At 50.0% G+C, this 21,353-nt stretch carries 27 protein-coding genes; 10 read left to right on the forward strand and 17 right to left on the reverse strand.

The window, feature by feature from the left end; all coding sequences use genetic code 11:
- Nucleotides 1-34: 34 nt before the first annotated feature.
- Nucleotides 35-829 carry a DUF2666 family protein gene (locus ACYQ27_RS07055; protein ID WP_456395703.1) on the reverse strand — a complete coding sequence of 265 codons (795 nt, stop codon included), beginning with the start codon at nucleotides 827-829 and terminating at the stop codon, nucleotides 35-37.
- A gap of 138 nt (nucleotides 830-967) precedes the next feature.
- Here ACYQ27_RS07055 and lonB point away from each other — a divergent pair, with 138 nt between their 5' ends.
- Nucleotides 968-2,878 (forward strand): ATP-dependent protease LonB, encoded by a 1,911-nt coding sequence (lonB, locus tag ACYQ27_RS07060; RefSeq protein WP_456453847.1) that lies wholly within the window; start codon nucleotides 968-970, stop codon nucleotides 2,876-2,878.
- Here the strand turns inward: lonB and ACYQ27_RS07065 are convergent, their stop codons facing one another.
- From ACYQ27_RS07065 to hydB, 8 genes are all read right to left on the reverse strand, one after another.
- The gene (locus ACYQ27_RS07065) at nucleotides 2,879-3,166 is read right to left on the reverse strand and encodes a hypothetical protein (protein ID WP_456395699.1); all 288 of its coding nucleotides are present in this window, start codon (nucleotides 3,164-3,166) and stop codon (nucleotides 2,879-2,881) included.
- An 89-nt stretch (nucleotides 3,167-3,255) separates the two neighbouring features.
- Nucleotides 3,256-3,705 carry a hydrogenase maturation protease gene (locus tag ACYQ27_RS07070; RefSeq protein ID WP_456453846.1) on the reverse strand — a complete coding sequence of 150 codons (450 nt, stop codon included), beginning with the start codon at nucleotides 3,703-3,705 and terminating at the stop codon, nucleotides 3,256-3,258.
- Nucleotides 3,706-3,709: 4 nt separating this feature from the next.
- Nucleotides 3,710-4,141, reverse strand: coding sequence for a type II toxin-antitoxin system VapC family toxin (locus tag ACYQ27_RS07075; protein ID WP_460041341.1), 432 nt, complete (start codon nucleotides 4,139-4,141; stop codon nucleotides 3,710-3,712).
- Nucleotides 4,122-4,331, reverse strand: a complete 210-nt coding sequence (locus tag ACYQ27_RS07080) for a hypothetical protein (RefSeq protein ID WP_456395695.1) — start codon at nucleotides 4,329-4,331, stop codon at nucleotides 4,122-4,124. The genes ACYQ27_RS07075 and ACYQ27_RS07080 overlap by 20 nt, the downstream gene beginning before the upstream one ends.
- 48 nt (nucleotides 4,332-4,379) lie before the next feature.
- Nucleotides 4,380-5,660: a nickel-dependent hydrogenase large subunit gene (locus tag ACYQ27_RS07085; protein ID WP_460041836.1), complete on the reverse strand. Its 1,281-nt coding sequence runs from the start codon at nucleotides 5,658-5,660 to the stop codon at nucleotides 4,380-4,382.
- Entirely contained in the window at nucleotides 5,660-6,451 is a 792-nt protein-coding gene (gene hydD / locus ACYQ27_RS07090) for an NADPH-dependent hydrogenase/sulfhydrogenase 1 subunit delta (protein ID WP_456453843.1), read from the reverse strand. Before hydD ends, ACYQ27_RS07085 begins: the two co-directional genes overlap by 1 nt.
- Nucleotides 6,452-6,461: 10 nt before the next feature.
- Nucleotides 6,462-7,316, reverse strand: coding sequence for an iron-sulfur cluster-binding protein (locus ACYQ27_RS07095; protein ID WP_456453842.1), 855 nt, complete (start codon nucleotides 7,314-7,316; stop codon nucleotides 6,462-6,464).
- Entirely contained in the window at nucleotides 7,313-8,419 is a 1,107-nt protein-coding gene (gene hydB / locus ACYQ27_RS07100; protein ID WP_456453841.1) for an NADPH-dependent hydrogenase/sulfhydrogenase 1 subunit beta, read from the reverse strand. Before hydB ends, ACYQ27_RS07095 begins: the two co-directional genes overlap by 4 nt.
- 358 nt (nucleotides 8,420-8,777) lie before the next feature.
- Here hydB and ACYQ27_RS07105 point away from each other — a divergent pair, with 358 nt between their 5' ends.
- The 3 genes from ACYQ27_RS07105 (at nucleotide 8,778) to ACYQ27_RS07115 (ending at nucleotide 11,627) form a co-directional block, all read left to right on the forward strand.
- Nucleotides 8,778-9,851: a WD40 repeat domain-containing protein gene (locus ACYQ27_RS07105; RefSeq protein ID WP_456453840.1), complete on the forward strand. Its 1,074-nt coding sequence runs from the start codon at nucleotides 8,778-8,780 to the stop codon at nucleotides 9,849-9,851.
- 133 nt (nucleotides 9,852-9,984) lie between these two features.
- Nucleotides 9,985-10,920 (forward strand): ABC transporter ATP-binding protein, encoded by a 936-nt coding sequence (locus ACYQ27_RS07110; protein ID WP_456453839.1) that lies wholly within the window; start codon nucleotides 9,985-9,987, stop codon nucleotides 10,918-10,920.
- Nucleotides 10,917-11,627, forward strand: coding sequence for an ABC transporter permease (locus tag ACYQ27_RS07115; protein WP_460041342.1), 711 nt, complete (start codon nucleotides 10,917-10,919; stop codon nucleotides 11,625-11,627). The genes ACYQ27_RS07110 and ACYQ27_RS07115 overlap by 4 nt, the downstream gene beginning before the upstream one ends.
- 1 nt (nucleotide 11,628) lies before the next feature.
- On the opposite strand, the gene ACYQ27_RS07120 is transcribed toward ACYQ27_RS07115, so the two are convergent.
- From ACYQ27_RS07120 to ACYQ27_RS07150, 7 genes are all read right to left on the reverse strand, one after another.
- Nucleotides 11,629-12,600, reverse strand: coding sequence for an aminotransferase class I/II-fold pyridoxal phosphate-dependent enzyme (locus ACYQ27_RS07120; RefSeq protein ID WP_460041343.1), 972 nt, complete (start codon nucleotides 12,598-12,600; stop codon nucleotides 11,629-11,631).
- Nucleotides 12,600-12,941 carry a HepT-like ribonuclease domain-containing protein gene (locus ACYQ27_RS07125; protein WP_456453836.1) on the reverse strand — a complete coding sequence of 114 codons (342 nt, stop codon included), beginning with the start codon at nucleotides 12,939-12,941 and terminating at the stop codon, nucleotides 12,600-12,602. Before ACYQ27_RS07125 ends, ACYQ27_RS07120 begins: the two co-directional genes overlap by 1 nt.
- Nucleotides 12,934-13,230 carry a nucleotidyltransferase family protein gene (locus ACYQ27_RS07130; RefSeq protein ID WP_456453835.1) on the reverse strand — a complete coding sequence of 99 codons (297 nt, stop codon included), beginning with the start codon at nucleotides 13,228-13,230 and terminating at the stop codon, nucleotides 12,934-12,936. The genes ACYQ27_RS07125 and ACYQ27_RS07130 overlap by 8 nt, the downstream gene beginning before the upstream one ends.
- 15 nt (nucleotides 13,231-13,245) lie before the next feature.
- Complete coding sequence (gene cbiB / locus ACYQ27_RS07135) at nucleotides 13,246-14,124, reverse strand: adenosylcobinamide-phosphate synthase CbiB (RefSeq protein WP_460041344.1); 879 nt, start codon at nucleotides 14,122-14,124, stop codon at nucleotides 13,246-13,248.
- A 114-nt stretch (nucleotides 14,125-14,238) separates the two neighbouring features.
- Complete coding sequence (locus ACYQ27_RS07140) at nucleotides 14,239-14,688, reverse strand: PIN domain-containing protein (RefSeq protein ID WP_460041345.1); 450 nt, start codon at nucleotides 14,686-14,688, stop codon at nucleotides 14,239-14,241.
- Entirely contained in the window at nucleotides 14,685-14,876 is a 192-nt protein-coding gene (locus ACYQ27_RS07145; protein ID WP_460041346.1) for a hypothetical protein, read from the reverse strand. Before ACYQ27_RS07145 ends, ACYQ27_RS07140 begins: the two co-directional genes overlap by 4 nt.
- A 292-nt stretch (nucleotides 14,877-15,168) precedes the next feature.
- Entirely contained in the window at nucleotides 15,169-15,912 is a 744-nt protein-coding gene (locus ACYQ27_RS07150) for a uracil-DNA glycosylase family protein (protein WP_460041347.1), read from the reverse strand.
- A gap of 201 nt (nucleotides 15,913-16,113) precedes the next feature.
- Here ACYQ27_RS07150 and ACYQ27_RS07155 point away from each other — a divergent pair, with 201 nt between their 5' ends.
- From ACYQ27_RS07155 to ACYQ27_RS07180, 6 genes are all read left to right on the forward strand, one after another.
- Nucleotides 16,114-16,326, forward strand: coding sequence for a hypothetical protein (locus tag ACYQ27_RS07155; RefSeq protein ID WP_460041348.1), 213 nt, complete (start codon nucleotides 16,114-16,116; stop codon nucleotides 16,324-16,326).
- Nucleotides 16,323-16,964, forward strand: coding sequence for a PAB0415 family putative ATP pyrophosphatase (locus tag ACYQ27_RS07160; protein ID WP_456454016.1), 642 nt, complete (start codon nucleotides 16,323-16,325; stop codon nucleotides 16,962-16,964). The genes ACYQ27_RS07155 and ACYQ27_RS07160 overlap by 4 nt, the downstream gene beginning before the upstream one ends.
- Nucleotides 16,961-17,446: an alpha-ribazole phosphatase CobZ gene (gene cobZ, locus ACYQ27_RS07165; protein ID WP_460041349.1), complete on the forward strand. Its 486-nt coding sequence runs from the start codon at nucleotides 16,961-16,963 to the stop codon at nucleotides 17,444-17,446. Before ACYQ27_RS07160 ends, cobZ begins: the two co-directional genes overlap by 4 nt.
- Before the next feature lie 136 nt (nucleotides 17,447-17,582).
- Nucleotides 17,583-18,278 carry an adenosylcobinamide-GDP ribazoletransferase gene (gene cobS, locus ACYQ27_RS07170; protein ID WP_456454020.1) on the forward strand — a complete coding sequence of 232 codons (696 nt, stop codon included), beginning with the start codon at nucleotides 17,583-17,585 and terminating at the stop codon, nucleotides 18,276-18,278.
- An 80-nt stretch (nucleotides 18,279-18,358) separates the two neighbouring features.
- Nucleotides 18,359-19,747, forward strand: a complete 1,389-nt coding sequence (locus ACYQ27_RS07175; protein WP_456454014.1) for an ATP-binding protein — start codon at nucleotides 18,359-18,361, stop codon at nucleotides 19,745-19,747.
- 5 nt (nucleotides 19,748-19,752) lie between these two features.
- Complete coding sequence (locus ACYQ27_RS07180; RefSeq protein ID WP_460041837.1) at nucleotides 19,753-20,316, forward strand: NTP transferase domain-containing protein; 564 nt, start codon at nucleotides 19,753-19,755, stop codon at nucleotides 20,314-20,316.
- Here ACYQ27_RS07180 and ACYQ27_RS07185 read toward each other — a convergent pair.
- Entirely contained in the window at nucleotides 20,278-21,312 is a 1,035-nt protein-coding gene (locus tag ACYQ27_RS07185; protein WP_460041350.1) for a hypothetical protein, read from the reverse strand. The two genes, ACYQ27_RS07180 and ACYQ27_RS07185, sit on opposite strands and share 39 nt — an antisense overlap.
- Between the last annotated feature and the right edge of the window lie 41 nt (nucleotides 21,313-21,353).

A 21,353-nucleotide genomic window follows, 5' to 3' on the forward strand; every position in this document is an offset into this window, starting at 1 on the left:
ATATCCTATAGAATGAACAAAGAAAACAAAGAACCTATGCCTTCTTTTCCAGGTACTTCTCAAGTGATTTGGCCGGTATGTCCATGGTAAGACCAACCTTCTCCAGAACCTTCCTCAGGGCATAAATCCTGGCATGCTCTTCAAAATCTCTCGGAGCATATTCACGTGCCGGGAGGTGGTGATATTTGCTGACAAGGGCTTCGATCTCCAGTTTGCTCCGGGCTTTTTTGATATCGCCGAACCATGCATCAATTCCCTCCGTGTTTATCCCAGCGTAGGCCGGCAGCTTCAGTGTCGTGGTTTCATTTATGCTGGCCAGAAGTCTGGCAACATCCGCGAGGGGTGTCTTCTCATCAATCATGAGCCTCTTGACAACTATCCAGCTTCCGTGTTTGGCCGTAAAGTTGACGTGTTCATCCTGAAACGGCAGCACGACCCTCAGCTCTCTTATTTCACCCTCGGGATAATAAACCGGCACTTTTCTGGAGAGCGTCTCCCTCACCAGGAATGCCCTTGCGACATCAACTATGTTCTTCCTCAGCTTTTTGTTTTCCTCAAACACCAGTTTTCCAAGCTTCCTGGATGTTCCCGGAGACTTCAGAGCCTTTAAGATCTCGGCCAGCTCCCCACCGGCCAGCTCCTCAGCAAGCGAGATTATGCCGGGAACATTAATCACATCTATCAGATATTCCGGGATTTTGACATTAACCGTGTTTGAAACTGAAGCGAGGAAGCGGGCAATTTCCGCATTCTCCATCACAAGTAGCTTGTCCCCCACCTTCCAGTTTCCGTATTTTGCAGTAAACATTACATGGTCCTCAATCTTCATGCTATCACCCTCACCACTCTTATCACCCGGCCTATTTTAGTTTTTCTTCTGGTCAACTTCATGCCTTTCCCGGCTTTCACAAAAAAAGTTATAAAGTTAGTCAAGCACCTGAAATTAGAGTGAGAAGAGGGAATAAAAATGGGTGATGAGGGGAGAACGGAAATCAAAGAGAGTGCTCCGGCGGTGTATGGAGAAAAACTGGAGCTTGGTATTGATTTCGAGACAACAGAGGAGATTAAAGTCCCTGAAAAGCTCATAGATCAGGTCATCGGGCAGGAGCATGCTGTCGAGGTCATCAGAACAGCAGCAAAGCAGAAGAGGCATGTCCTCCTCATCGGCGAGCCCGGAACCGGGAAATCAATGCTCGGTCAGGCAATGGCGGAACTTTTGCCTACCGAGGAGCTGGAGGATATTCTGGTCTTTCCGAATCCAGAAGACGAGAACATGCCCCGCATAAAAACGGTGCCCGCATGCCAGGGAAGGAAGATCGTGGCCAGATACAAGGAGAAAGCCCGGAGCCAGGAGAATATCAAATCCTATCTGCTCTTATTCGTGTTCTTCACAGTAATGTTGGCCCTCCTGATACAGTTCAACCCCACAAACCTTCTCATGGGGCTGTTCGTTATAATCATCTCGATAATGGCAATATCAAACTTGAGGCTGAAAAATCAGGTTCTCGTTCCAAAGCTCCTCATTGACAACTGCGGCAAGAGCAAAGCGCCCTTCGTTGATGCCACCGGTGCTCATGCAGGCGCATTACTTGGCGATGTGAGACACGACCCGTTCCAGTCCGGCGGTCTCGGCACTCCAGCTCACGAGCGTGTTGAGCCCGGAATGATTCACAGGGCCAACAAGGGAGTGCTCTTCATTGATGAGGTGGCAACGCTGAGCCTGAAGATGCAGCAGAGCCTGCTCACAGCAATGCAGGAGAAAAAGATGTCAATTACGGGACAGAGCGAGCTCTCAAGCGGTGCCATGGTGAGGACGGAGCCCGTGCCGTGCGACTTCATTCTCGTGGCCGCCGGAAACCTCGACACTGTCGATAAAATGCACCCCGCCCTGCGCTCCCGTATAAGGGGCTACGGCTATGAGGTTTACATGAGGACAACGATGCCTGATACACTTGAAAACAGGCGCAAGCTCGTTCAGTTCGTCGCCCAGGAGGTCATCAGGGATGGGAAGATACCTCACTTCACCAAGGATGCCGTTGAGGAAATAGTCAGAGAGGCTCAGAAGAGGGCTGGAAGGAAGGGACATCTGACCCTGAGGCTCAGAGACCTCGGAGGCATTGTGAGGGCCGCGGGTGACATAGCTATAAGAGAGGGGGCAAAATACGTGACGAGGGAGCATATAATTGAGGCCACAAAAATGGCAAAGCCCCTTGAGAAGCAGCTCGCGGACTGGTACATCGAAAGAAAGAAGGAGTATCAGGTAATCAAGAGTGAGGGCAGCGAGATAGGAAGGGTTAACGGCCTCGCAGTGATAGGGGAGCAGAGCGGCATAGTCCTGCCGATTGAAGCCGTCGTCGCCCCTGCGGCGAGCAAAGAGGAGGGCAAGATAATAGTTACAGGCAAGCTCGGGGAGATAGCGAAAGAAGCTGTGCAGAACGTCTCGGCGATAATCAAGCGCTATAAGGGCGAAGATATAAGCCGCTACGACATTCACGTCCAGTTCCTCCAGACGTATGAGGGGGTTGAGGGGGACTCGGCGAGCATAAGCGTTGCAACTGCAGTTATCTCAGCCCTCGAAGAGGTGCCCATAAAGCAGGATGTTGCAATGACAGGATCCCTGAGCGTTCGCGGTGAGGTTCTGCCAATAGGCGGTGCGACGCCGAAGATAGAGGCTGCAATCGAGGCCGGTATTAAAACCGTCATAATCCCGAAGAGCAATGAGAAGGACGTGTTCCTCAGTAAGGACAAGGCGGAGAGGATAAGAATCATCCCCGTCGAGACGATTGACCAGGTTCTTGAGATAGCACTTGAAGAAAGCGAGAAGAAGAGGCATCTCATAGAGAAGATAAGAAACGCCCTGCCGCTGGGTGCGGCATGATCAGATATCCCGTATGCCCGCACATTCCAGTATTACTGAGGCAATCTCCTTGCCTTTCTCCGTATTTTCAAGCTCCTTTATTATGATTTTCCCGCTGGGGTATATGCTCGTCTCGAAGCCCTCTATAAACGCAATCAGCATCATGCCCGGTATGAACGTCCTTATCTCAACCGAACGCTTCTCAAGACAGTCCCTGACCTCCGCAAGGTCGATTTTAATCTTCTGTTCCCAGGAATATGCCTGAATCACGATGCCCTTCATTGTTACGCACGGCTTGGCTATTATCATGGTCTCACCCCGGGTGGATTTTTATGGAGGCCTATTTATATGTTGTTCCGCAGTGTTGACCTGAAGCTTTAATTATTTAATTGTTTAATTCAATTTTTAGCTAATTCTTCAACAAGCTCCACAGCCCTGGGGAGGGCTTTTCCCACCTCTTCACTCAGCTCCATCCCCAGCTCAACCTCCTTCGCAACAACGCCTATGAAGTGCAGTTCGGCATTTTTAAGGCGCTCATCCAGGGCCATCAAAAGTTTAAGCCCGTCAACGGCCCCCATGAAGTGGGCGCTCCTAATCTCGGCCTTCAGCTTCTCAAAGACCTCCTCACCGCGGAGGTGGATAATCTCACCGGGCGCGAACTCCTCACTTAAGATGGCGTCTATGATTATCAGCCTCTCCTCTCCACTGTAGCACCTCTGGAGCCTGAATATATCCGTACCGATCTCAATTACGTTGTATCCCTTTTGAGCAAGGATTCTGCCCACCTTAAGGCCAACTCCGTCATCCTTCATGAGCTCGTTGCCGAGGGCAAGGATGAGGGTTCTCATGAAATCACCCCGTTATAAGTTCGACTCCTTCCTTCTTTGCGGGCTCGAAGAAGTCATCGTCGGGAGTTGTTAGAGCAAAACCGTGTTCGATGCATGTGGCCAGGATTAGGGCGTCGTTTGGGAGGAGAGCGTAAGTTTTGATAAGTTCTTTGGCTTTGGAGAGTACCCCCTGGGAGGAACCTACGAAACCAAAGCTCTCAAGAGCTTTAAACACCAAGTCCAGCTCTGATGGAAGTCTTCTGACATTCCCCTTTATAGTTCTCGGTGCCACCCTGGAGTAGTGGCTGAGAAGCAGGTAGATCACCTCAATAAAAACCGTCTCCGTGATATAAAGTGCAAACTCTTGATCTTCAAAGGACTCAAAGAGTCCAACTGCCTTCTGATTGCCTTTGAAGTACTCCACCAGAAGAGAACTGTCAATCAATACCTCTTTCATAATATTCCCTCTTCATTTCCTTCCATGTTTTATCGGTCTTTAAGATACCTTTTAGCTTCTTCAGAGTTTCAAAAAGCTCTTCCCTGTGAGACAGGTACCACGCTTTGGCCTCGACGTCCTTCTGAATAATCTCGGCATATTTCTTGGGAACTTTCACATGGATGACAACATCAACAATTTCTTCAGACATTGTACTCCCCATATAGTACTCAACAGTCTACTATAAAAAAGTTGAGAATCAAAGCCTGACCACGTGCACCGAGCATGAGATGCAGGGGTCGTATGCCCTCACGGTCATCTCCGAGAGCAGTTTGAGCTTCTCGGGGTCATCGTTGTAGTGCTTCTCGGCCATCATCCTGACGTGGCGCTCCATTATAGCTAAGTTCATTGCCGTCGGTGTGATTATATCCGCGTAGGCGACCTTTCCGTCCCTGACCTCAATTGTGTATGCGAGAACACCCCTTGGAGCCTCCGTGAGGCTAACACCGCGACCGTCCCTTATCTCCACCTCGTCCCTCGGCCTTATCGGCCACTTCGCGAGTGTATCGTCAATTATGTCTATGGCCCTCTCTATGAAGTAGACGAGTTCGAGGGCCTGGGCGAAGTTGTTGGCAAAGCAGTTGTCATAGCGGAGCAGCTCCCTGTACTTTGCGTAAAGCTCCCTGGCCTTGCCGTAGAGCAGGTGCGCGTTGTTGACCATTCTTGAGATTGCACCGACCATGAAGGGCTTACCCCTGTAGAAGGAGTGCTTGGCGAAGCTGTGCTCCACAACGCGCTCAACGATGTGCTTTTGGTAGTCCTCAACAGGGAACTCAAAGCCATCGCTGACCTTCACATAGTCTCCAAAGATGCCGTAGACGCCGTTCCTCGGCTTAACAGCCATGTGCACCATTTCTTTGTCCTCAACCTCTTTGTACTGTTCGAGCTTTGAGAAGAGCTCCACGGTGTATTCCGCCATCGGGAGGGCCGCTTTGAGCTCTCTCTTAAGCTCTTCAAACTGGGCCTTTGTCGGGAGCTTTCCAAAACCTCCCATTATGGCGTTCTCCTGATGGATGGGCCTTGAGGCCAGATAGTCCATTATCTTGGCGCCGATATTCTTTAAGGCCATCGCGTACTCTATTTCCTTCCTGTACCTGTCGACCATGCTGAGCGGATTGGAGTAGCCGAGGTAGTCGGGGAGGACGAGGAGGTAGAGGTGAAGTGCATGGCTCTCAATCATGTCGCCTATGTAGACGAGATCCCTCAAATCCTGTATCTCCTCCCTCGGGGTGAATCCAACGGCCTTCTCGGCCGCTTCTACGGCGGTGAGCTTGTGAGCCGCTGAACAGAAGGAGCATATCCTCGGGTAAACGGCCAGAGCCTCTTCAAGCTTCTTGCCGAGCGTTATGGCCTCAAAGAACCTCGGGCCCTCTATGATGTTGAGCTTGACCTCCTTAACACCTTCGTCACCCATGACTATCTCAATTCCGCCTTTTCCCTCCACACGGGCTATGTGATCAACGGTAATGGGTATATACATCATTCTCCCTCCTCAAATATTTTCTCAACCATCTCCTCAAGCTTTGGATTGTGGGCGTTGAATATCCTCATTCTCTCAAGGATTTCCTCCTTTGTCAGGCCCTTCTCCTTAAAGGTCTTGGCCAGAGAGTCGAACCATGCAACGTCATAGCCCACAGCGCCCCTGCACCCAATGCACGCTATGTTGTAGCCAGGACATCTCGCGTCACATCCGGCAACAGTCAGGGGCCCAAGGCACGGTTCGCCCTTTTCGATGAGTATGCATGAGTTGCCCCTGAGCCTGCACTCGACACACACGGGGTAATCTATATCCTCGGGCCATGAACCGACAAGGAAAGTTCCAAGGGCATAGAGGAAGTCCTTCTTTTCAGGCGGGCAGCCGTAGAGCCTGTAGTCAACCTTGATGTACTTCTCAACGGGCTCTGCCATCCTCGGCTCGAACTTGACTTTGCCGTCACCGTAGACGGTCTTCCAGAGCTCCTCAAGCTCCCTGTCGTTGCCCCAGCTCTGCACTCCACCGTGGACGGCACATGAACCGACGGCTATTACAATCTTTGCCTTCTCCCTGATCTTCTTCACGAGCTCGACTTCCTCCTCCGTCGAAACGCTTCCCTCAATGAACGCTATATCAACTTCCCTATCCTCGTCGCTGTCGCGTTCAACCATGAACCAGCACTCAATGCTGGCCTTATCGAGGAGCTGGATTATTTCATCCATCATCGCGAACTGAAGCTGACAGCCATAGCATGATGTGAGAGCGTAAAATCCAACCCTAACCTTTCCGTTCTCCATCTCTACCACCTCAGTCCAACAACCCCGGTGTTGATACTATGTCGAAGTATGTAAACACGGGTCCGTCCTTACATATATACTTCCATGAGGTGCTCGTTCCAACGTTGCAGTGTCCGCACTTTCCAATACCGCACTTCATCTTTCTCTCCAGCGTAACGAAGATGTTCTCCGGCCTGTATCCGTAGTTGATTAGCGACTCAAAGACAGCCTTGTACATTCTCGGCGGACCGCAGATTGCAACTGCTGTTCTCTTGGGGTTGGTGTTTGCCTCTATGATGAAGTTCTGGGGTCTGCCGTGGAGGCCCGGCCATTCCTTATCACGCGTAACGCTCTGGATTATCCTGACGTTCTCGGCCTCGGCCATATCCTTCATCGCCTCCAGCTCCTTGTAGAAGAGCAGATCCTTGCCGTAGCGGGCTGTGTTGATGAATGTTATGTTGCCGAACTTCCAGCGGTTGTCCATGGCGTATAGGAAGACGCTCCTCAATGGTGCGGTTCCGAGACCTGCAGCTATGAGGAGCAGATCCATGCCCTCCCACTCGTCGACGGGGAATCCGTTTCCATATGGCCCCCTAACAAGGACGGTGTCACCTGGCTTGAGCCTGTGGATTACCGTGGTCACCCTTCCGGCCTTTCTTATGCAGAGCTCGAAAAAGCCCTTTCTCATGGCGGATGAGCATATGCTTATCGGAACCTCTCCGACGCCCGGAATCGTCAGCTGAACGAACTGACCCGGTTTAAACGTCCAGCTCTCCGCTATCTCCGGATCCTCAAATCTGAAGAGGAAGAGCTTTTCTTTCTCGGTGAGGGAGTAGACCCTCAGAACCTTTACCCTTTCGAGGGCATACGGATTGTCCCCCTTCATAAATCCTCCCCCCTTATTTCACTCGCATACGCAAATCCCCTCTTCGGAATTTCCTCACTGATCTCAGGCGGGCACTTTGGCTCCTCGCTGGTTCCGAGTATCCTCCTCAGGTTCTCCACAAAGCTTATACCAGCGGGACAGAAGTATGTACACCTTCCACATCCCACACAGAAGCTCAGGCCGAGTGCCTCATTGTAGGAGTTCTTGCACAGGTAGCGGTTCATGAAGCGGCTCTTCTTGGTGGGTCTGAAGTTGTGGTTTCCGGCAACCAGGCCGTGACTCCTCAGCTGGCAGGAGTCCCATCTCCTCTCCCTGTATCCGGTATCACCATCGAGGCTCGGGATGTCCTGAACCTCATAACATCTGCATGTGGGGCATGTGGTGTTACAGTTGCCGCAGGCCAGGCAGAGGGCGCTCTGCTCGTCCCACATCGGGTGTTCCATTTCGAGCTCAAGCAGATATCTCAGATTTCCCCAGTCCTCATGGTACTTGAAGGCCCTCGCACGCTCGTTTTCAAATGCTCTGAAGGCACAGATATCGTCGGATGTGACCTCCTCAAAGAGCTTTATGTTCTTATCAACAATCCTGTGGCCTGTTGGGGTGCCCACTCTAACGAGCCAGCCATCCGGGAGCTCGTGCAGGAAGAGGTCAAACCCATCGTCGGCAAAATCCGTCTCCCTGAGGTTGCAGAAACAGTATTCGTCCGGCATACAGCTGATTCCAATGATGATTCCCTTCTCCCTTCTCACCCTGTAGTACTTGTCAGGGAACTCATCCAAATAGACGGTATCGAGTATCTTCAGCCCGAAGATGTCACATGCATGGAGCCCAAAGAGCACAAACGGCTCAACGTTTTCAATCGTTTCTCTGTACTCGGCCTTTGAGATGCTGAACTCAAAGAGCTTCTCCCTCGGAAGGAAGAAGAACTTCTTCGGCGGCATTATGGTCCTGTTGTAATGGAACTCAACCTTTTTGACGTCATCAACTTCCCTGAAGTCATAGAACTTTTCGGAAATTTTAACAGGAGCATAAAGGCTTCCCCAGTCCTTCAGGCGTTCAAGGAACGCATAAGTGTTCTCCTTCGGGAGCTTAACATACCTCACCTTTATCACCTCTCAATGTTCAGGAATATGCACATGCTCATGTTTATTCATTCTCAAAGTTGGGTTGTCCCGAGGAATAAAAAGCCTTTCTAAATCCTTAGTTTATCAACCAATGGTTAAGGATGCGCCGTTTTTGAAAAAGCTGTGTTATAGATATTCATGAAAATAATCCAACTTCCCACAGTTAGCCAGCTTTCTCCACGCATCATCAGGGATGGCCATTAAGGGTCATCGGGGCACATGTATCGAAAATCCATCTGCTGATGCGGCGGTGAAGGGAGTACTATCAAAGCTCATCCCGGCAGTATTCGAATATCAACATCAAGCTTTTAAATTCAGGAGACGAGATTATTCCCCGGTGGGTTATGTGAGGAAGACAATTGGATCTGCCATTATCCTCCTGCTGATTCTGTTTGTCCAATCTGTTTTCGCCCAGCCTGAATGGGACTGGACGTATAAAGATCAGTGCATCGTTTTTTCAATGGCTTTCAATCATAAAGGCGATCTGGCTGTCGGCTTTGGCTACGATGCAATCCTCCTGAAGCCCAGCGGCACGAGGGTGTTTAAGGTTCCAACGAGGGATTTTGCATACTCCATAGCGGTGAGCGACAACGATTACACCGTGGTGGGAACTAGGGGATTTTTTGTCCAGCTTTTTGATCCCTCAGGGAAGCTTGTCTACGAGTATAAAACTGGAAATCAGGTGTGGGCCGTTGACATAAGCCGGGATGGGAGGATGTTTGTTGCGGGCAGCCAGGATGGATGGATTTACTACTTCAGGGACAGGAAGCTCCTCTGGAAAAAAGATACAGGCGCCCCCATATGGGGAGTTCAGCTGTATAATGGAACTATAGTTACGGGAAACAACGGTGGAATGATCACGGTTTTCGATGCCTCCGGGAGAATCCTCTGGAGCAAAAATCTCGGGGGGAGGGTATGGAGGATTAAAGCGGCTGACGACAGAATCGCAGCCCTCACGGTGAGAGGGGAGTCCTCAATAACGAGCACGCTTTATATGTTCACGCTGAACGGCACCGAGCTCTGGCACAAGGAGTTCAGCGATTATGTGAGGGATATGGATTTTGACGGTAAAAGGGTCGTGGTAGGCGGGGACATCGGAGAGATAGACGCCTTTGATGTGAACGGGAGTGAGATATATTCCGTTCCCAACTTTGAGGTCGTGTGGGACATCTCCCTCGGAGGAGGTTACACCCTGGCGGGCGGAGGAAAAGATGCCTTCTTCATAGCTCCGGGAGGGGATGTGGAATGGATTTACGAGACCAACGAAACCATTGAACACGTTGCCATGAGCGAAGACGGCCGCTATCTGGCTGTTTCCCACAAGGTTTTCTCGAAGGTTGTATGTGAGGGAACAATAGACTTTCTGGACAGAGAAAAGGGCCAGAAGGGGAAAACACAACACCCATACTGACGAAATCCTCACCATCCGAAACAGCTCCCGCAGCTTCCCGTAGCAGGAACGGAGAGGGAGGGAGAGTAATAACCGGAGTTCTGGTGCTCATTCTTGCCGCTCTCATAGGGATCGCATGGAAGGAGATGAGAGAGTGATAAAGGCTTTAAACCTGACAAAACGCTACGGCGACCTGATTGCCGTTGACCACATAAGCTTTGAGGTGAAGAAGGGAGAAATTTTCGGATTTCTGGGGCCGAACGGGGCGGGAAAAACCACCACCGTAAGGATGCTCTCAACGCTGACAAGGATAACGGAAGGGGAAGCCTATGTGAACGGCTACGATGTTAAAAGGGAGCGGTTGAAGGTTAAGGAGAGCATAGGGGTTGTCCAGGACGTTTCAAACCTCTACGATGAGCTCACGGTTGAGGAGAACCTCAAGTTTCTGGCCGAACTCTACGGCGCGCCCGGGGAGAACGTGGAGCGCCTCATAAAGGAGTTCAACCTGCCGAGAAAGCAGAAGTTCGGAAAGCTCAGCTCGGGGTATAAAAGGAGGGTCGCCATCTCCGCGGCGCTCATTCACGAGCCCCCCATAATCTTTATGGACGAGCCAACGGTTGCCCTCGATGTGCACTCTGCAAAGCTCGTTAGGGAAATGATCCTCTCCCTCAACAAGGAAGGGAGAACGATATTCCTGACCACCCACAACATGCTTGAGGCTGAGAAGCTTCCGCACAGGATAGCCATAATAAACAGGGGAAAGATAGTGGCGATGGGGAGGAGAAATGAGGTGCGCTCCCTCCTCGGAAGTGAAATCAGGGTGAGGTTTAGGGTCGAACCCCTGAGCAACAAGCTCCTGAAGGCGCTGGAGGAGTACAGCCCTTCCTTCGATGAGGATTTAATCGTGATTGAAACGGGGGATGTGGACGGATTTCTGGAGGAGCTCCATGAACTGAAGGGGGAGCTCGGCTTTAAAATTCTCCACATGGAAACGCAGCTGCCCAGCATCGAGGAGGTCTTCCTTGAGCTCACGGATGAAAGCGAGGAACCCCGGACATGTGCGGTATCGTGCGGGGGGTGCCCGATATGAAAATCCTCGCGATAGTGAGGAAGGAGCTCAAGGAGTACATGCTGAAACCGGGCTCGATAAGCTGGGGGTTGATATTCCCCCTCGTGTTCACGCTCTCATTCATAGTGCGCTTTGGAGACGTCGACCACCTCGCACCCGGGCTCGTGAGCATATCGGCCCTCTTTGCCACAACTTCGTTTGTGGCATCCTCACTGATCTTCGAGCGCCGGCTGAAGACATTCGAGCGCCTCCTCCTGGCCCCCCTCAGGTACGGGGAGATTGTGCTGGCCAAGGTTCTCGTTGGCGCGCTCTTCGGGGTTATGGTTAGCATCATAACCCTTCTGACAGTGGCCGGCTTCCTGCGCTACGGCATCTCGCACCCAGTGTTAACTCTAATCGTGATCGCGGTGGCCAACTTCACATTTTCCGCCTTCGGTGTATATCTCTGCCTGGCGATCAAAAACCCCATAAACATCATGAGCTATCTGAACCTCCTACGGCTGCCCATGATATTCACCGGCGGCGCTATAGCTCCGCTCTCGCTGTACCCCACATGGTTTCTGACCGTGGGGCTTGTAACACCCCTGACGTACTCCGTGGAATGCCTCCGCTTCTCAATTCTGGATTACTACGACATAATCCCCTTCGAGTACTCCATGCTCCTGCTCTCCATAATGGGGATGCTGTTTTTTGTCCTGAGCATCAGAACTCTCAAAAAGCTGTATTAATTCAGATGCCGCCGGAATTCCGCAGAAAAGCTTCAATCAGCCTTTCGTTTTCCTCCCTTCTTCTCACGCTGAAGCGCACGTATTCAGGGAGCCCGAAAGAGGAGCAGTCTCTAACCGCTATTCCTCTCTTCTTAAAAAATTCAACTGCCCTTTTTGCATCCCCGACGTTTTTTATAAAGAAGTTCGCATCGCTTTTGACATTGAGGGCTTTTTCAATGCGTTCCTTCTCCTTCCAGATTAAAGGCATGGTTTTCTTTAAATGGCTGAACCCGTCCTTAATAACGAACTCCAGAAATGCATAGCCTAAAGAGCCGATGCTCCAGGGCATTCTGACGCTCCTAAAAGCCTCGCTGAAGCCGATGACGTAGCCGACACGTATTCCGGGCACTCCGTAGCTCTTCGTGAACGTCCTCAGCTTTACGAGGTTTTCTCCTTCCGGACTTTTTGCATCTCTGACGAAGTCAATGAACGCCTCATCCAGGACGAGCAGCGAATCCGTGTCCTCAACGGCATCTAAAAGGGGTTTAAGCTCCTTCGGGGGGTAAAATTTGCCATCGGGATTGTTCGGGTTGCAGAAGAAAACTATGCTCTCCCTCTCCACGAGCCCGGCAAGCTTTTCGGGATCGTTCGGGCCCCTTACGATGGGGACATTGAAGATTCGCGCAACCCTTTCGTACTCCCCGTAGGTGTGCCCTGGAATTATCACCCTGCGCTTTTCCCTCATAGCGAGGATGCCGACCAGATACAGAGCCTCGGTTATTCCCGCCGTGACTGTTATGCTTCCGCCGATTAAGTTCGAGAGTTCTTCCTCAAGCTTTTCCCAGTAGAGGTAGCGTCTGCTTAAGGTTTTAGCGCGTTCAAACATCTCATCTATCCATTCCGGAAGGTAGGGGTTCAGCGAGGCGGAAAAGTCAAGCAGTCCCTCTTCCCTCGCACCGCCGTGGTGGGCTTTGAATTTAACCGGTTTTAGCATTACATTTCCTCCAGCAAGATGATTATGGCGTTCTTTAATTCGGGAAGCTGCTTTTTAACAATCACCCAAATTATACTCAAATCAACGCCAAAATAATGATGGATAACTACATTTCTTAATCCAATCACGCGTTTCCATGGAATTTCAGGATGTTGCATCCGTATACTTTCGGGAATATGCTTGGCAGCTTCTCCAATTATCTCTAAATTTCTCAGAACGGCATCAATGGTTTTTCTGTCTTTTGTAAATGTTTCGAAATCATATCCTTCTGTATATTCCTCAATTCGTCCAATACTTTCCAGTATGTCTTGAAGGAAAAGCCGGTAGTCCCTCTTAGACATAAACAATGTCCCTCCTGATTTGTTCCCACAACCTTTTTCGGCTTAATGCGGCATTTTTAGTGATCAAATCAACCCTAATTCCAAGGATTTTCTCGAGATACTCTTTTAAGTCCACAATCTCCCAACCAATTGGTCTCTCAAACTCAACGAGGATGTCCACATCGCTAAGCTCATCAGCTTCTCCTCTCGCATATGAGCCAAAGATTGCAATCTTTTTCACACCAAATCTTTTATGCAGTTCGTCTTTGTGCCTGCGCAGGATTTCTTCAATCTCCTCAAGGGACTTCATCACTACCCCCATCCGTTATTGCACAAAAAGTGATTTAACGATTTCGGAGACAAATACAAAAGCTATCCACTCTCCAACGACGATCCAATAAACTCTTAATGCCCTCCCAATGTCTTCCAATGCCGGTTCTTTTCCCTCAAATCTGTAAACGCCTTTTTTCTCAAGCCAGACCCCCAAAACGGCGCTCATGGCTGCTATCGGCTTATCGGAGTTGAGCTTGAACCTCGCTTTTCTCCAGTATTGTATGACTTTCCCTGGATTGAAGGGCAGAAACAGCAGGACGGTAATTCTTGAGGGGATGAGGTTGAGCAAATCGTCCAGACGGGCGGCAAACTTGCCGAAGTAGAGATAGCGTTCATTTTTGTAGCCAATCATTGCATCAAGAGTATTTACCGCCCTGTAGATGAGGGCACCGCTCAGCCCGAAGAGGAGGTAGTAGAGGAGAGGGGCAACCACGCTGTCCGTTATGTTTTCCGCCAAGCTTTCAATCGCCGCCGAGTTGAGATGAGCCCTGTCCAGCTTTGATACGTCCCTGCTAACAATCCACCCCACATACTTCCGCTGCTCCTCGATGTCCTTCCGTATTGTGTTTTTCACATGCCGGGCGAGGCTTTTGATGGCAAATGAGCTCTTTAACAGATAAACGCTCAAAGCAAAACCAGCCCATCTTGGCAAAAATTCCGGGAGCTTTGATAGGGCAAGGGCAAAGGCAATCACAGACAGGGAAGCAAAAGCTCCTGCGGCAAAGTCTGAAGCTGGGCTCCTCCTTTTGCAATGTCTATCAAAAAAGCTTATCAGCCTGCCGAACCACACCGTGGGATGAAGCAAAAGGGGAGGCTCACCCAGGGTTAAGTCCCAGATGATGGCGGGTATGAATATCCACATGTATCCCATGTCCCATCTCTGGATATTTTGTCCTTTTAACTTTTGGGTTTTTCACCATGTAATCACGGGAGCTTTTTGAGGACAAGAATTTTAAGTTTGTCAATCTTCCATTTCCCGCATTTTTCACCAAAAATTCTCAGGGACGAGATTTATAATGTCCTTCACAGTTCCAAAGTCCTCATCAAGGGTCGCAAGCTTGTCGCAGTTATATTCCAGAGCTGTGGCAAGGATTCGGGCGTCGTGAGGCATTAGACCAAATTCTTTAACATAGTATGCAACTTTCGTCCAGTTTGAGGAGTCTGGTATAATTACAACGTTCTGAGCGCTGATAAACCCAAGCGTTCCACTCGGATACTTAACCGCCGTCTTTCTGAACTCCCAACTGTTTTTGAGCTTCTTCTTTATCTTCCATGGAGAGCCAGCGTCTCTCTTAAGAAGTGCAAACCAAACTTCATCGATCACGGTTTCAGAAGTTATCCGAGGCTCTTCTAATTTAAAGACCCGGGCGGCATATTCCGTTAGTTCCGTTACTACCAGTGCGTTGTACAGGACGCTTGAGTCTATGAAGATCAATCCTCATACACCTCAAGCTTCGCCTTAAAAAAATCCTCGGCCTTACCCTTTCCGAACATTCCTATACGGGCGGTTTTTTTGGCCTCTTCTACCATTCTCAGGAACTCCTCTTCAGCTTGCAACTCACGTAACAGCCTCTCTTTAAGGACTGAGGGGGATTTCTCAGCAACGTTCTCCACCATCCTCACCAATGATTCTTGGGAGTACCTGACTAAAAAAGTTTCTCACAACTCACTCTATTTGTTCTCGTCCTCTTAGAGGATCTTTCTTTTTCAGCATCAAATCCTCAAGGTTAAACACCGGTTCCAAAATAACATCTTTCAGGTATCTTCAATCAGCATTGATTCATCCTTCTCTCCGGCAAAAAAGTAAGACCGGGCTTGTTCTTAAGGGACTCCCTAACGAGCGCTGTTTTATTTTTCAAGCTTCTCAAGCTCAGCCCTCCTGTTGTGGAACATATTACTCTTTCAGGCATATTACTCATTTGGTAATATCCACGCTTTTCCTTATGACCCTATACTCTTCCAGCATCTCATCATTTGGCTCTCTCAAGCCCCTGCGCACGTACCAAGCTGGATGCCTCAGATAGACGGCGTCTAAGCCGAGCTTTTTCAGGGCTTTTTCCGCTGTCCTTCCAAGGGCAAAGACCGCTTTTGGTCTTAAAATTTCAAGCTCCCTCTCAAGGAGGGAAAGCTCCCGCTTATCAAATCCCCTGAGCCTATTTTCCGGGGGATTGCATTTTACAACATTCGTGATATACACAAAATCCGGGTTGATGCCGAGGGAAAAGAGTGCCCTCCTGAGCAGCATTCCCGAGGCGTCGCGGTAGAAGCAGATGCCCGTTAAGCCGCATCCCCTCCTTCCAGGAGCCTCTCCCGCCAGAGCCACCCTTGAGCCGACCCAGCCGTTTGCAAAGGGCAAACCTTCAAAACGCTTAACCTCAAGCTGGTATTCGTAGTATTCCCTGCGGCAATACTTTAGGGGGTTCTCAAGCAGCTCCTCATAGAGCTCCACAAGTTTGAGTGCCTTTTGCTCATCCTCCTTGCTCTTAATTAAAAAGCGCTCCTCTGGATTGTAGATGGTTCCTGCATAAATCCCATATGTCCTTTCATCCAGGGATAGCAGATCCATCCAGTCCCTCAAAAATAGCGGCATGATTTTGTAGTTCCTCGGGTTGATGTAAATGTCGCCGATTTTTTCCAGGCTTTCAAACTTCAGCAGCATAAGGGATAAAACGTCCGGTGCGTTTATAATTATGGTGGTGTTATCTGATACTTGTGGATAACTACAGTGTGCTTTGATAATTGTGTCGTTTTATCCTTCTGCCTACCTAAAAGCAGGAGCTAAGGTTAAAAGGCAGATGTGAAGAGTTTAAAACAGGTGGAAACCATGGAAACGAAAAAGTGTCCCTTTTGCGGGGGAACCATGGTAAAGGGGAAGAGCCTGCAGGAAGGACATGCGGTATATTTCTGGAAAGCTCCATGGAAGAAAGGCTTGAAAGCGGCATTCACGGGCACGGTTAGGGCATATCCATGGCTCTGTCTCGGCTGCGGGGCGGTGATTCCATACGTTGATGAGGCCGGCCTTCAAAGGATAAGGGAGGAGTATGAGCAGGCGAAACTGGAGGGAGGCTTTTGAAGGGAATTGCTTTCTTTTCAGGGGGCAAGGACGGGCTTTATGCCACGTATCTAGCCGAAAAGCAGGGGATCAAAATACCATATCTCCTGGCGCTGAAAACCACCATGGGGATTTCACCGCACTATGAAAACTTAAGCGAGCTCAAAAAGCTCGCCGATGCGATGAGAAAAGAGCTCCTCACCTTTGACATGAGGGAGGGAAGCGAGGCTTTGGCGGAGTTCATAGGCTCCCTCGATGTCGATTTCATTGTAGCTGGTGATGTGCTCCTTGAGGAGCACCTCAGGTGGGTGGAGCGGCTTGCTGAAAGAGCTGGCGTTGGGGCCTTGGAGCCGCTGTGGGGTCAAAACACGCCCGAGCTGGCCAGAGAGATGCTCGATACAGGCTTTGAGTATGCGATAATCTCCGTAAATAGGGAAAAGCTCTCAAAGGAGTGGCTCGGCTACACATTCTCCTCCCCAGAAGACCTGAAGGGCTTCCTGGAGGCAAACCCCGGAGCAGACCCCATCGGAGAATTTGGAGAGTTCCACACGGCTGTTTTGAAATGCCCGCTGTTTGAAGGGAGCTTTAGGCTAGAGGCGTTAAACGTTGAGGAGAGCGGGAGATACTGGTGGCTGAAATTCAGGCTGGTGAAATCATGAAGGGGGAATTTATTCAAAAGCTCGAATCGAGGGGCATAACCCTCGATGCAATGATCGATACCGCCCTGGAGCTCTACATCGGGGATGAGGGGGAAAAAGTCAGGGCACGGCTTGAGAGGGTTATGCTCCACTATTTAAACGACATCAACGTCAGGGCTTTGCTCACGGCCGCCCTGCTCCTGGAGGAGGGCTTTAAAGTGGAAGGAGACCCCGTAAACCTCGTGGCGGATGAGCTCATAGGGATTGACATAGCAGAGTACATCGGCGGTAAGATGGCGCTCTTCAACTTCTTCCGCTACGACACCAGAAAGCCGGGGATTTTGAAAGACCTGCCGCCGTTTTTGGATGATGCCGTCGGTGGGTTCATAGCCGGCTGTATGACGAGGTTATTCGAGCCTCCTCTGCCACCGGAGGAAGAGGAAAAGGAAAATCATGAAGATCGTGATGTAATAGCTGAGGGCGAAGGGGAGCACACCGACTAAGCCGAGGGTATACAAAACCGCCAGGATCAGGACCAGCACGAGCAGCATCCGGTAGTGTTCCTTTTTCATGGTTGGCAGTTTGGAGGGAGTCTTTTTAAGCCTTGCCTGTGTTGGATTAATTGGCCGGGTGGGAGATATGAAGAACCTCATACCCTTCATGACAAGGATTCCGCTCAAAGGAGATTTTGAAAAGGCACGACGTGAGATATGGGCTTTTCCCCTTTTAGCGCCTGTAACATCGGCCTTACCTGCATTAATCCTGTATCTTGGCGTCCCCCTGAGAAACGTGCTCGCCCTTCTGCTCCTGTATTTTACCATAGGTCTGCTCCACCTTGATGGCCTAGCGGACTGGGCCGACGGGGTGATGGTCAAAGGCGACCGCGAAAGGAAGATTAGGGCAATGAAGGACTTAAACACCGGCATAGCGGGAGTTTTTGCGGTTGTGATGGTTCTCCTCCTCCAGAGCTATTCCCTTCAGCTCCTCCCGTTCTATGCAATCTTTCTGGCGGAGCTCAATTCCAGGTACGCAATGCTCCTCGCTCTGGCAACAAAAAAGCCCCTGGGGAATGGCCTCGGCTCCTACTTTATGGAGGGGATGGATAAAAAACAGCTCCTCATTGGGAGCCTGCTCTATCTGGCCCTCCTGCTTCCCGCCGTGGTTTACAGCCCAAAAAGCATCTTTTCGGTTTTGGGGCTTTTGGCCGGCGCCTATGTAATCAGGTTAAGCCTCGAAAACTTCGGGGGATTGAACGGTGACTGCATTGGGGCAACGGCTGAAATTACAAGGGCGGGGACGCTTTTGATTCTGGCCCTGAGCCACCATCATTTTTGATGTGAAAATTGTGGCTTCCGGACCAATCAGGGAAAAGATTTAAATAAGTTACTCACAAGTAATTTACTGGTGAGTATATAATGTTCATAGACAGGAAAGAAGAGCTCAAACTTCTTGAGGAGAGACTGAATGGCGGGAGGGCCGAGTTCATAGTGGTCTACGGAAGGAGGAGGATAGGCAAAACAGCCCTTCTCCTTGAGTTTCTCAAAAGAAACGGCGGGATATACCTCCTGGCGAGGGAGACGAGCACACATGAAAACCTGAAGAGATTCTCCAAAAAGGTCGCCTCCTATTTTAACGACCCTTTTCTGGCAAAAAACCCATTTCAGAGCTGGGATGCATTCTTTGAATACATCTCGGAGAGATCAAAAAGTGAGAGACTGATAATCGTCATCGACGAGTTTCCCTATCTCGTTAAAGGCTCCCCCGAGCTCCCATCAATCCTTCAGGAGTACTGGGACCTCAGGCTGAAGAACACCAAAATCTATCTTGTAATATGCGGCTCAAGCATTTCAATGATGGAAAAGCTTCTCGGCTACAGAAGCCCGATTTATGGAAGGAGAACAGCACAGATGAAACTCAAACCACTCGGATTCTTCGATGCCAGGGCATTTTTCCCCAACTATTCAATGGAGGAGCTTGTAATGGCCTACGGCATCCTCGGAGGGACGCCCGCCTACCTCATTGAGTTCGACGATTCAAAGGGTATAGCTGAAAACCTTAGGGAGTATTTCCGTCCGGATTCCTTCCTCTACGGTGATGCCCTCTTTGTGCTGAGGGAAGAGCTTGAGGAACCGAGGAACTACTTTGCAATAATGGAGGCTATAGCAAAGGGCAGCACCACGCTCGGAGAGATAATGAACGAGACAGGACTTGAGAGGGCCACAGTCGGGAAGTACCTCTCCGTGCTTATAAGTCTCGGCCTCGTTAGGAGGGAGGTTCCAGTTACCGCGAGCAGGAAGAGCAGAAAGGGACATTATCGCATAAGGGACAACTACTTCACCTTCTGGTTCCGCTATGTCTATCCAAACGCCGACATGGTGGAGATGGGGATGGGAAACGAGCTCGTTGAAGCTGTGATGGATGATTTGAACTCCTATCTGGGCTTTGTTTTTGAGGACATAGTGCATGAGTTTCTTGTGGAGCTCAACCGTTCCGGGAAACTGCCGTTTAAATTCACCAGAATCGGCAGGTGGTGGCGTAAGGGTGAGGAGATTGATCTGGTGGCTTTGAACAAGCGGGAGAGAAAGGCCTTATTCATCGAGGTTAAGTGGAAGGGGCTGGAGGAGGGAGAAGCGCGGAGAATTCTTAAGGATTTAAAAAGAAAAGCGGAGCTCGTTGGTCTGGAAGGCTGGGAAAAAAGCTATGGGCTCGTTGCCAGGCATGTTGAAGGGAAGGAACGGCTGCGGGAAAACTGTCTCCTGTGGGAGCTTAGCGATTTAGAGGTTTTGATGATAGAAAAGACGTGATGACAATGATAATCATCTTAGCTGGTGGGAAATCAAGCAGAATGGGAAAGGAAAAGCCTGTATTGAAAATAGCGGGCAAGGAAATGCTCCTCCGGGTCTATGAGCAGGCAGAAAAAGTTGATGAGGTTTTAATTGCACTGAGCAAAAACACGCCTAAAACCAGGGAGTTCTGCCTTAAGGAGAGAGTGCCCTTTATGGAAACAAGCGGTAGGGGCTATGTGCACGACATCCGGGAGCTTTTGAGGGAGTTCGGACCTTTTATCAGCGTTTCGGTGGATCTGCCCTTCATCAAAGCCAGCGACTTTGCCATTATGATGGAGGAGTTCAAAAGGAGAGAGGTGAGCCTGACCGGCGTCCTGCCCCTGAGCGTTGTGCCGGAAGATTTAAAGCCCGTCGTTTACAGGGGATATGCAATTGTCGGGCTAAACGCCGTCGCTGAGGATGGGGAGGAGTTCTTCGAGCTCAGCAATCCTCTGCTGGCATTGAATGTTAATACTCCCGAAGACCTGGAAAAGGCTGAAAGAGTTGCATCACTGCTCCTTTCTTCCAAGGAGAAGCGCCAGAAGTAGGACAGCCGCAGCTAACATCATCATCTGGAGAGCAAGCTGCATGTCCGGTAATGATAGGCTTTCTGGGAATACATGGAGGCCAACCATATATTTCCCTGGAGGAACGCTTTCCAGGTAGCCACTATCGCATTCGTGGATTGTGGTGTTATACCTCGAAAGGGCATCTTTAACGAGATATCTTTTATCCTCGGGTATTCCTTTCAGCAGCTCCTCTGTTTTATTTATGACCTGAAGCTCTTTTTCGGTGGGGTTTCTGGGACAGCTGTAGCCATAGCTATCAAGACTGCATTTCTTGGAGAGCAGAAATCTCCGGGGATTTTCATCCACGAACCTCATGCGAAGCCATCTGCCCCTGAGTGAGTGCCCGGTTTCCAGAACTTCCGAAGAGTTTATGAGTTCGAGAATAGCCTCCACTTCCCCGGGGCTTTTAACGTAGCATGAGATGTCAACGCTCCTGTTCAGATCTCTGTAAAAGGTTCGGTTAAAGGACTTCTCGGGCATTTTTGTTATGTATGCGATGGTTTTCTCATATGAACTTAAGTCCCTTTCATACATGGCAAACTGATATGCCGGAATCATCAGGAGGAGGAAGGATATTAAAAATGCCGCCCTTATCTTTCTGTTTTTCTCAGGAACCATGAGAGCCATCAAAATGGTTTCGACGAGCAGGATAACCGCCAAATCCGGCGATAAATCCGGATATTTCACGTCGTATTGAGGATTTATGAGTTCAATTTGATAAAATTCGAGCCCTTCATGGGCATGCATGAAATTTTTCGCCCGCTCTATTCTCTCCATATCCTCTCCCCGCTCTCTAAATCTGTCCAGCAGATAACCCCTAATTGGCTCCGGGAAGCTGTAGTTCGTTAGAAGGAAGTCGAGATCCCTGTACTCCCTCTCAATCCTCTGAGGATTCCAGTAATCATCGGTGGGGAGCCTCATCACATCGGAGTAATCGGCGAGCTCCAGTATCCTCCTGAGAACATCCCGCTTCATGAGGACATCGGCATATATTCCCCCGGAGGTTATCACGACCG

The sequence above is a fragment of the Thermococcus atlanticus genome (assembly GCF_054657855.1).

Excerpts from the sequence above, each read along its gene's own strand:
- ACYQ27_RS07055 (WP_456395703.1), bottom strand. The coding sequence starts at position 829 with ATGAAGATTGAGGACCATGTAATGTTTACTGCAAAATACGGAAACTGG.
- lonB (WP_456453847.1), top strand. The coding sequence starts at position 968 with ATGGGTGATGAGGGGAGAACGGAAATCAAAGAGAGTGCTCCGGCGGTG.
- ACYQ27_RS07065 (WP_456395699.1), bottom strand. The coding sequence starts at position 3,166 with ATGATAATAGCCAAGCCGTGCGTAACAATGAAGGGCATCGTGATTCAG.
- ACYQ27_RS07070 (WP_456453846.1), bottom strand. The coding sequence starts at position 3,705 with ATGAGAACCCTCATCCTTGCCCTCGGCAACGAGCTCATGAAGGATGAC.
- ACYQ27_RS07075 (WP_460041341.1), bottom strand. The coding sequence starts at position 4,141 with ATGAAAGAGGTATTGATTGACAGTTCTCTTCTGGTGGAGTACTTCAAA.
- ACYQ27_RS07080 (WP_456395695.1), bottom strand. The coding sequence starts at position 4,331 with ATGTCTGAAGAAATTGTTGATGTTGTCATCCATGTGAAAGTTCCCAAG.
- ACYQ27_RS07085 (WP_460041836.1), bottom strand. The coding sequence starts at position 5,660 with ATGTATATACCCATTACCGTTGATCACATAGCCCGTGTGGAGGGAAAA.
- hydD (WP_456453843.1), bottom strand. The coding sequence starts at position 6,451 with ATGGAGAACGGAAAGGTTAGGGTTGGATTTTACGCTCTCACATCATGC.
- ACYQ27_RS07095 (WP_456453842.1), bottom strand. The coding sequence starts at position 7,316 with ATGAAGGGGGACAATCCGTATGCCCTCGAAAGGGTAAAGGTTCTGAGG.
- ACYQ27_RS07115 (WP_460041342.1), top strand. The coding sequence starts at position 10,917 with ATGAAAATCCTCGCGATAGTGAGGAAGGAGCTCAAGGAGTACATGCTG.
- ACYQ27_RS07120 (WP_460041343.1), bottom strand. The coding sequence starts at position 12,600 with ATGCTAAAACCGGTTAAATTCAAAGCCCACCACGGCGGTGCGAGGGAA.
- ACYQ27_RS07125 (WP_456453836.1), bottom strand. The coding sequence starts at position 12,941 with ATGTCTAAGAGGGACTACCGGCTTTTCCTTCAAGACATACTGGAAAGT.
- ACYQ27_RS07130 (WP_456453835.1), bottom strand. The coding sequence starts at position 13,230 with ATGAAGTCCCTTGAGGAGATTGAAGAAATCCTGCGCAGGCACAAAGAC.
- cbiB (WP_460041344.1), bottom strand. The coding sequence starts at position 14,124 with ATGGGATACATGTGGATATTCATACCCGCCATCATCTGGGACTTAACC.
- ACYQ27_RS07150 (WP_460041347.1), bottom strand. The coding sequence starts at position 15,912 with ATGCTGCTGAAGTTTGAAAGCCTGGAAAAAATCGGCGACATTTACATC.
- ACYQ27_RS07155 (WP_460041348.1), top strand. The coding sequence starts at position 16,114 with ATGGTAAAGGGGAAGAGCCTGCAGGAAGGACATGCGGTATATTTCTGG.
- cobZ (WP_460041349.1), top strand. The coding sequence starts at position 16,961 with ATGAAGGGGGAATTTATTCAAAAGCTCGAATCGAGGGGCATAACCCTC.
- cobS (WP_456454020.1), top strand. The coding sequence starts at position 17,583 with ATGAAGAACCTCATACCCTTCATGACAAGGATTCCGCTCAAAGGAGAT.
- ACYQ27_RS07175 (WP_456454014.1), top strand. The coding sequence starts at position 18,359 with ATGTTCATAGACAGGAAAGAAGAGCTCAAACTTCTTGAGGAGAGACTG.
- ACYQ27_RS07180 (WP_460041837.1), top strand. The coding sequence starts at position 19,753 with ATGATAATCATCTTAGCTGGTGGGAAATCAAGCAGAATGGGAAAGGAA.
- ACYQ27_RS07185 (WP_460041350.1), bottom strand. The coding sequence starts at position 21,312 with ATGAAGCGGGATGTTCTCAGGAGGATACTGGAGCTCGCCGATTACTCC.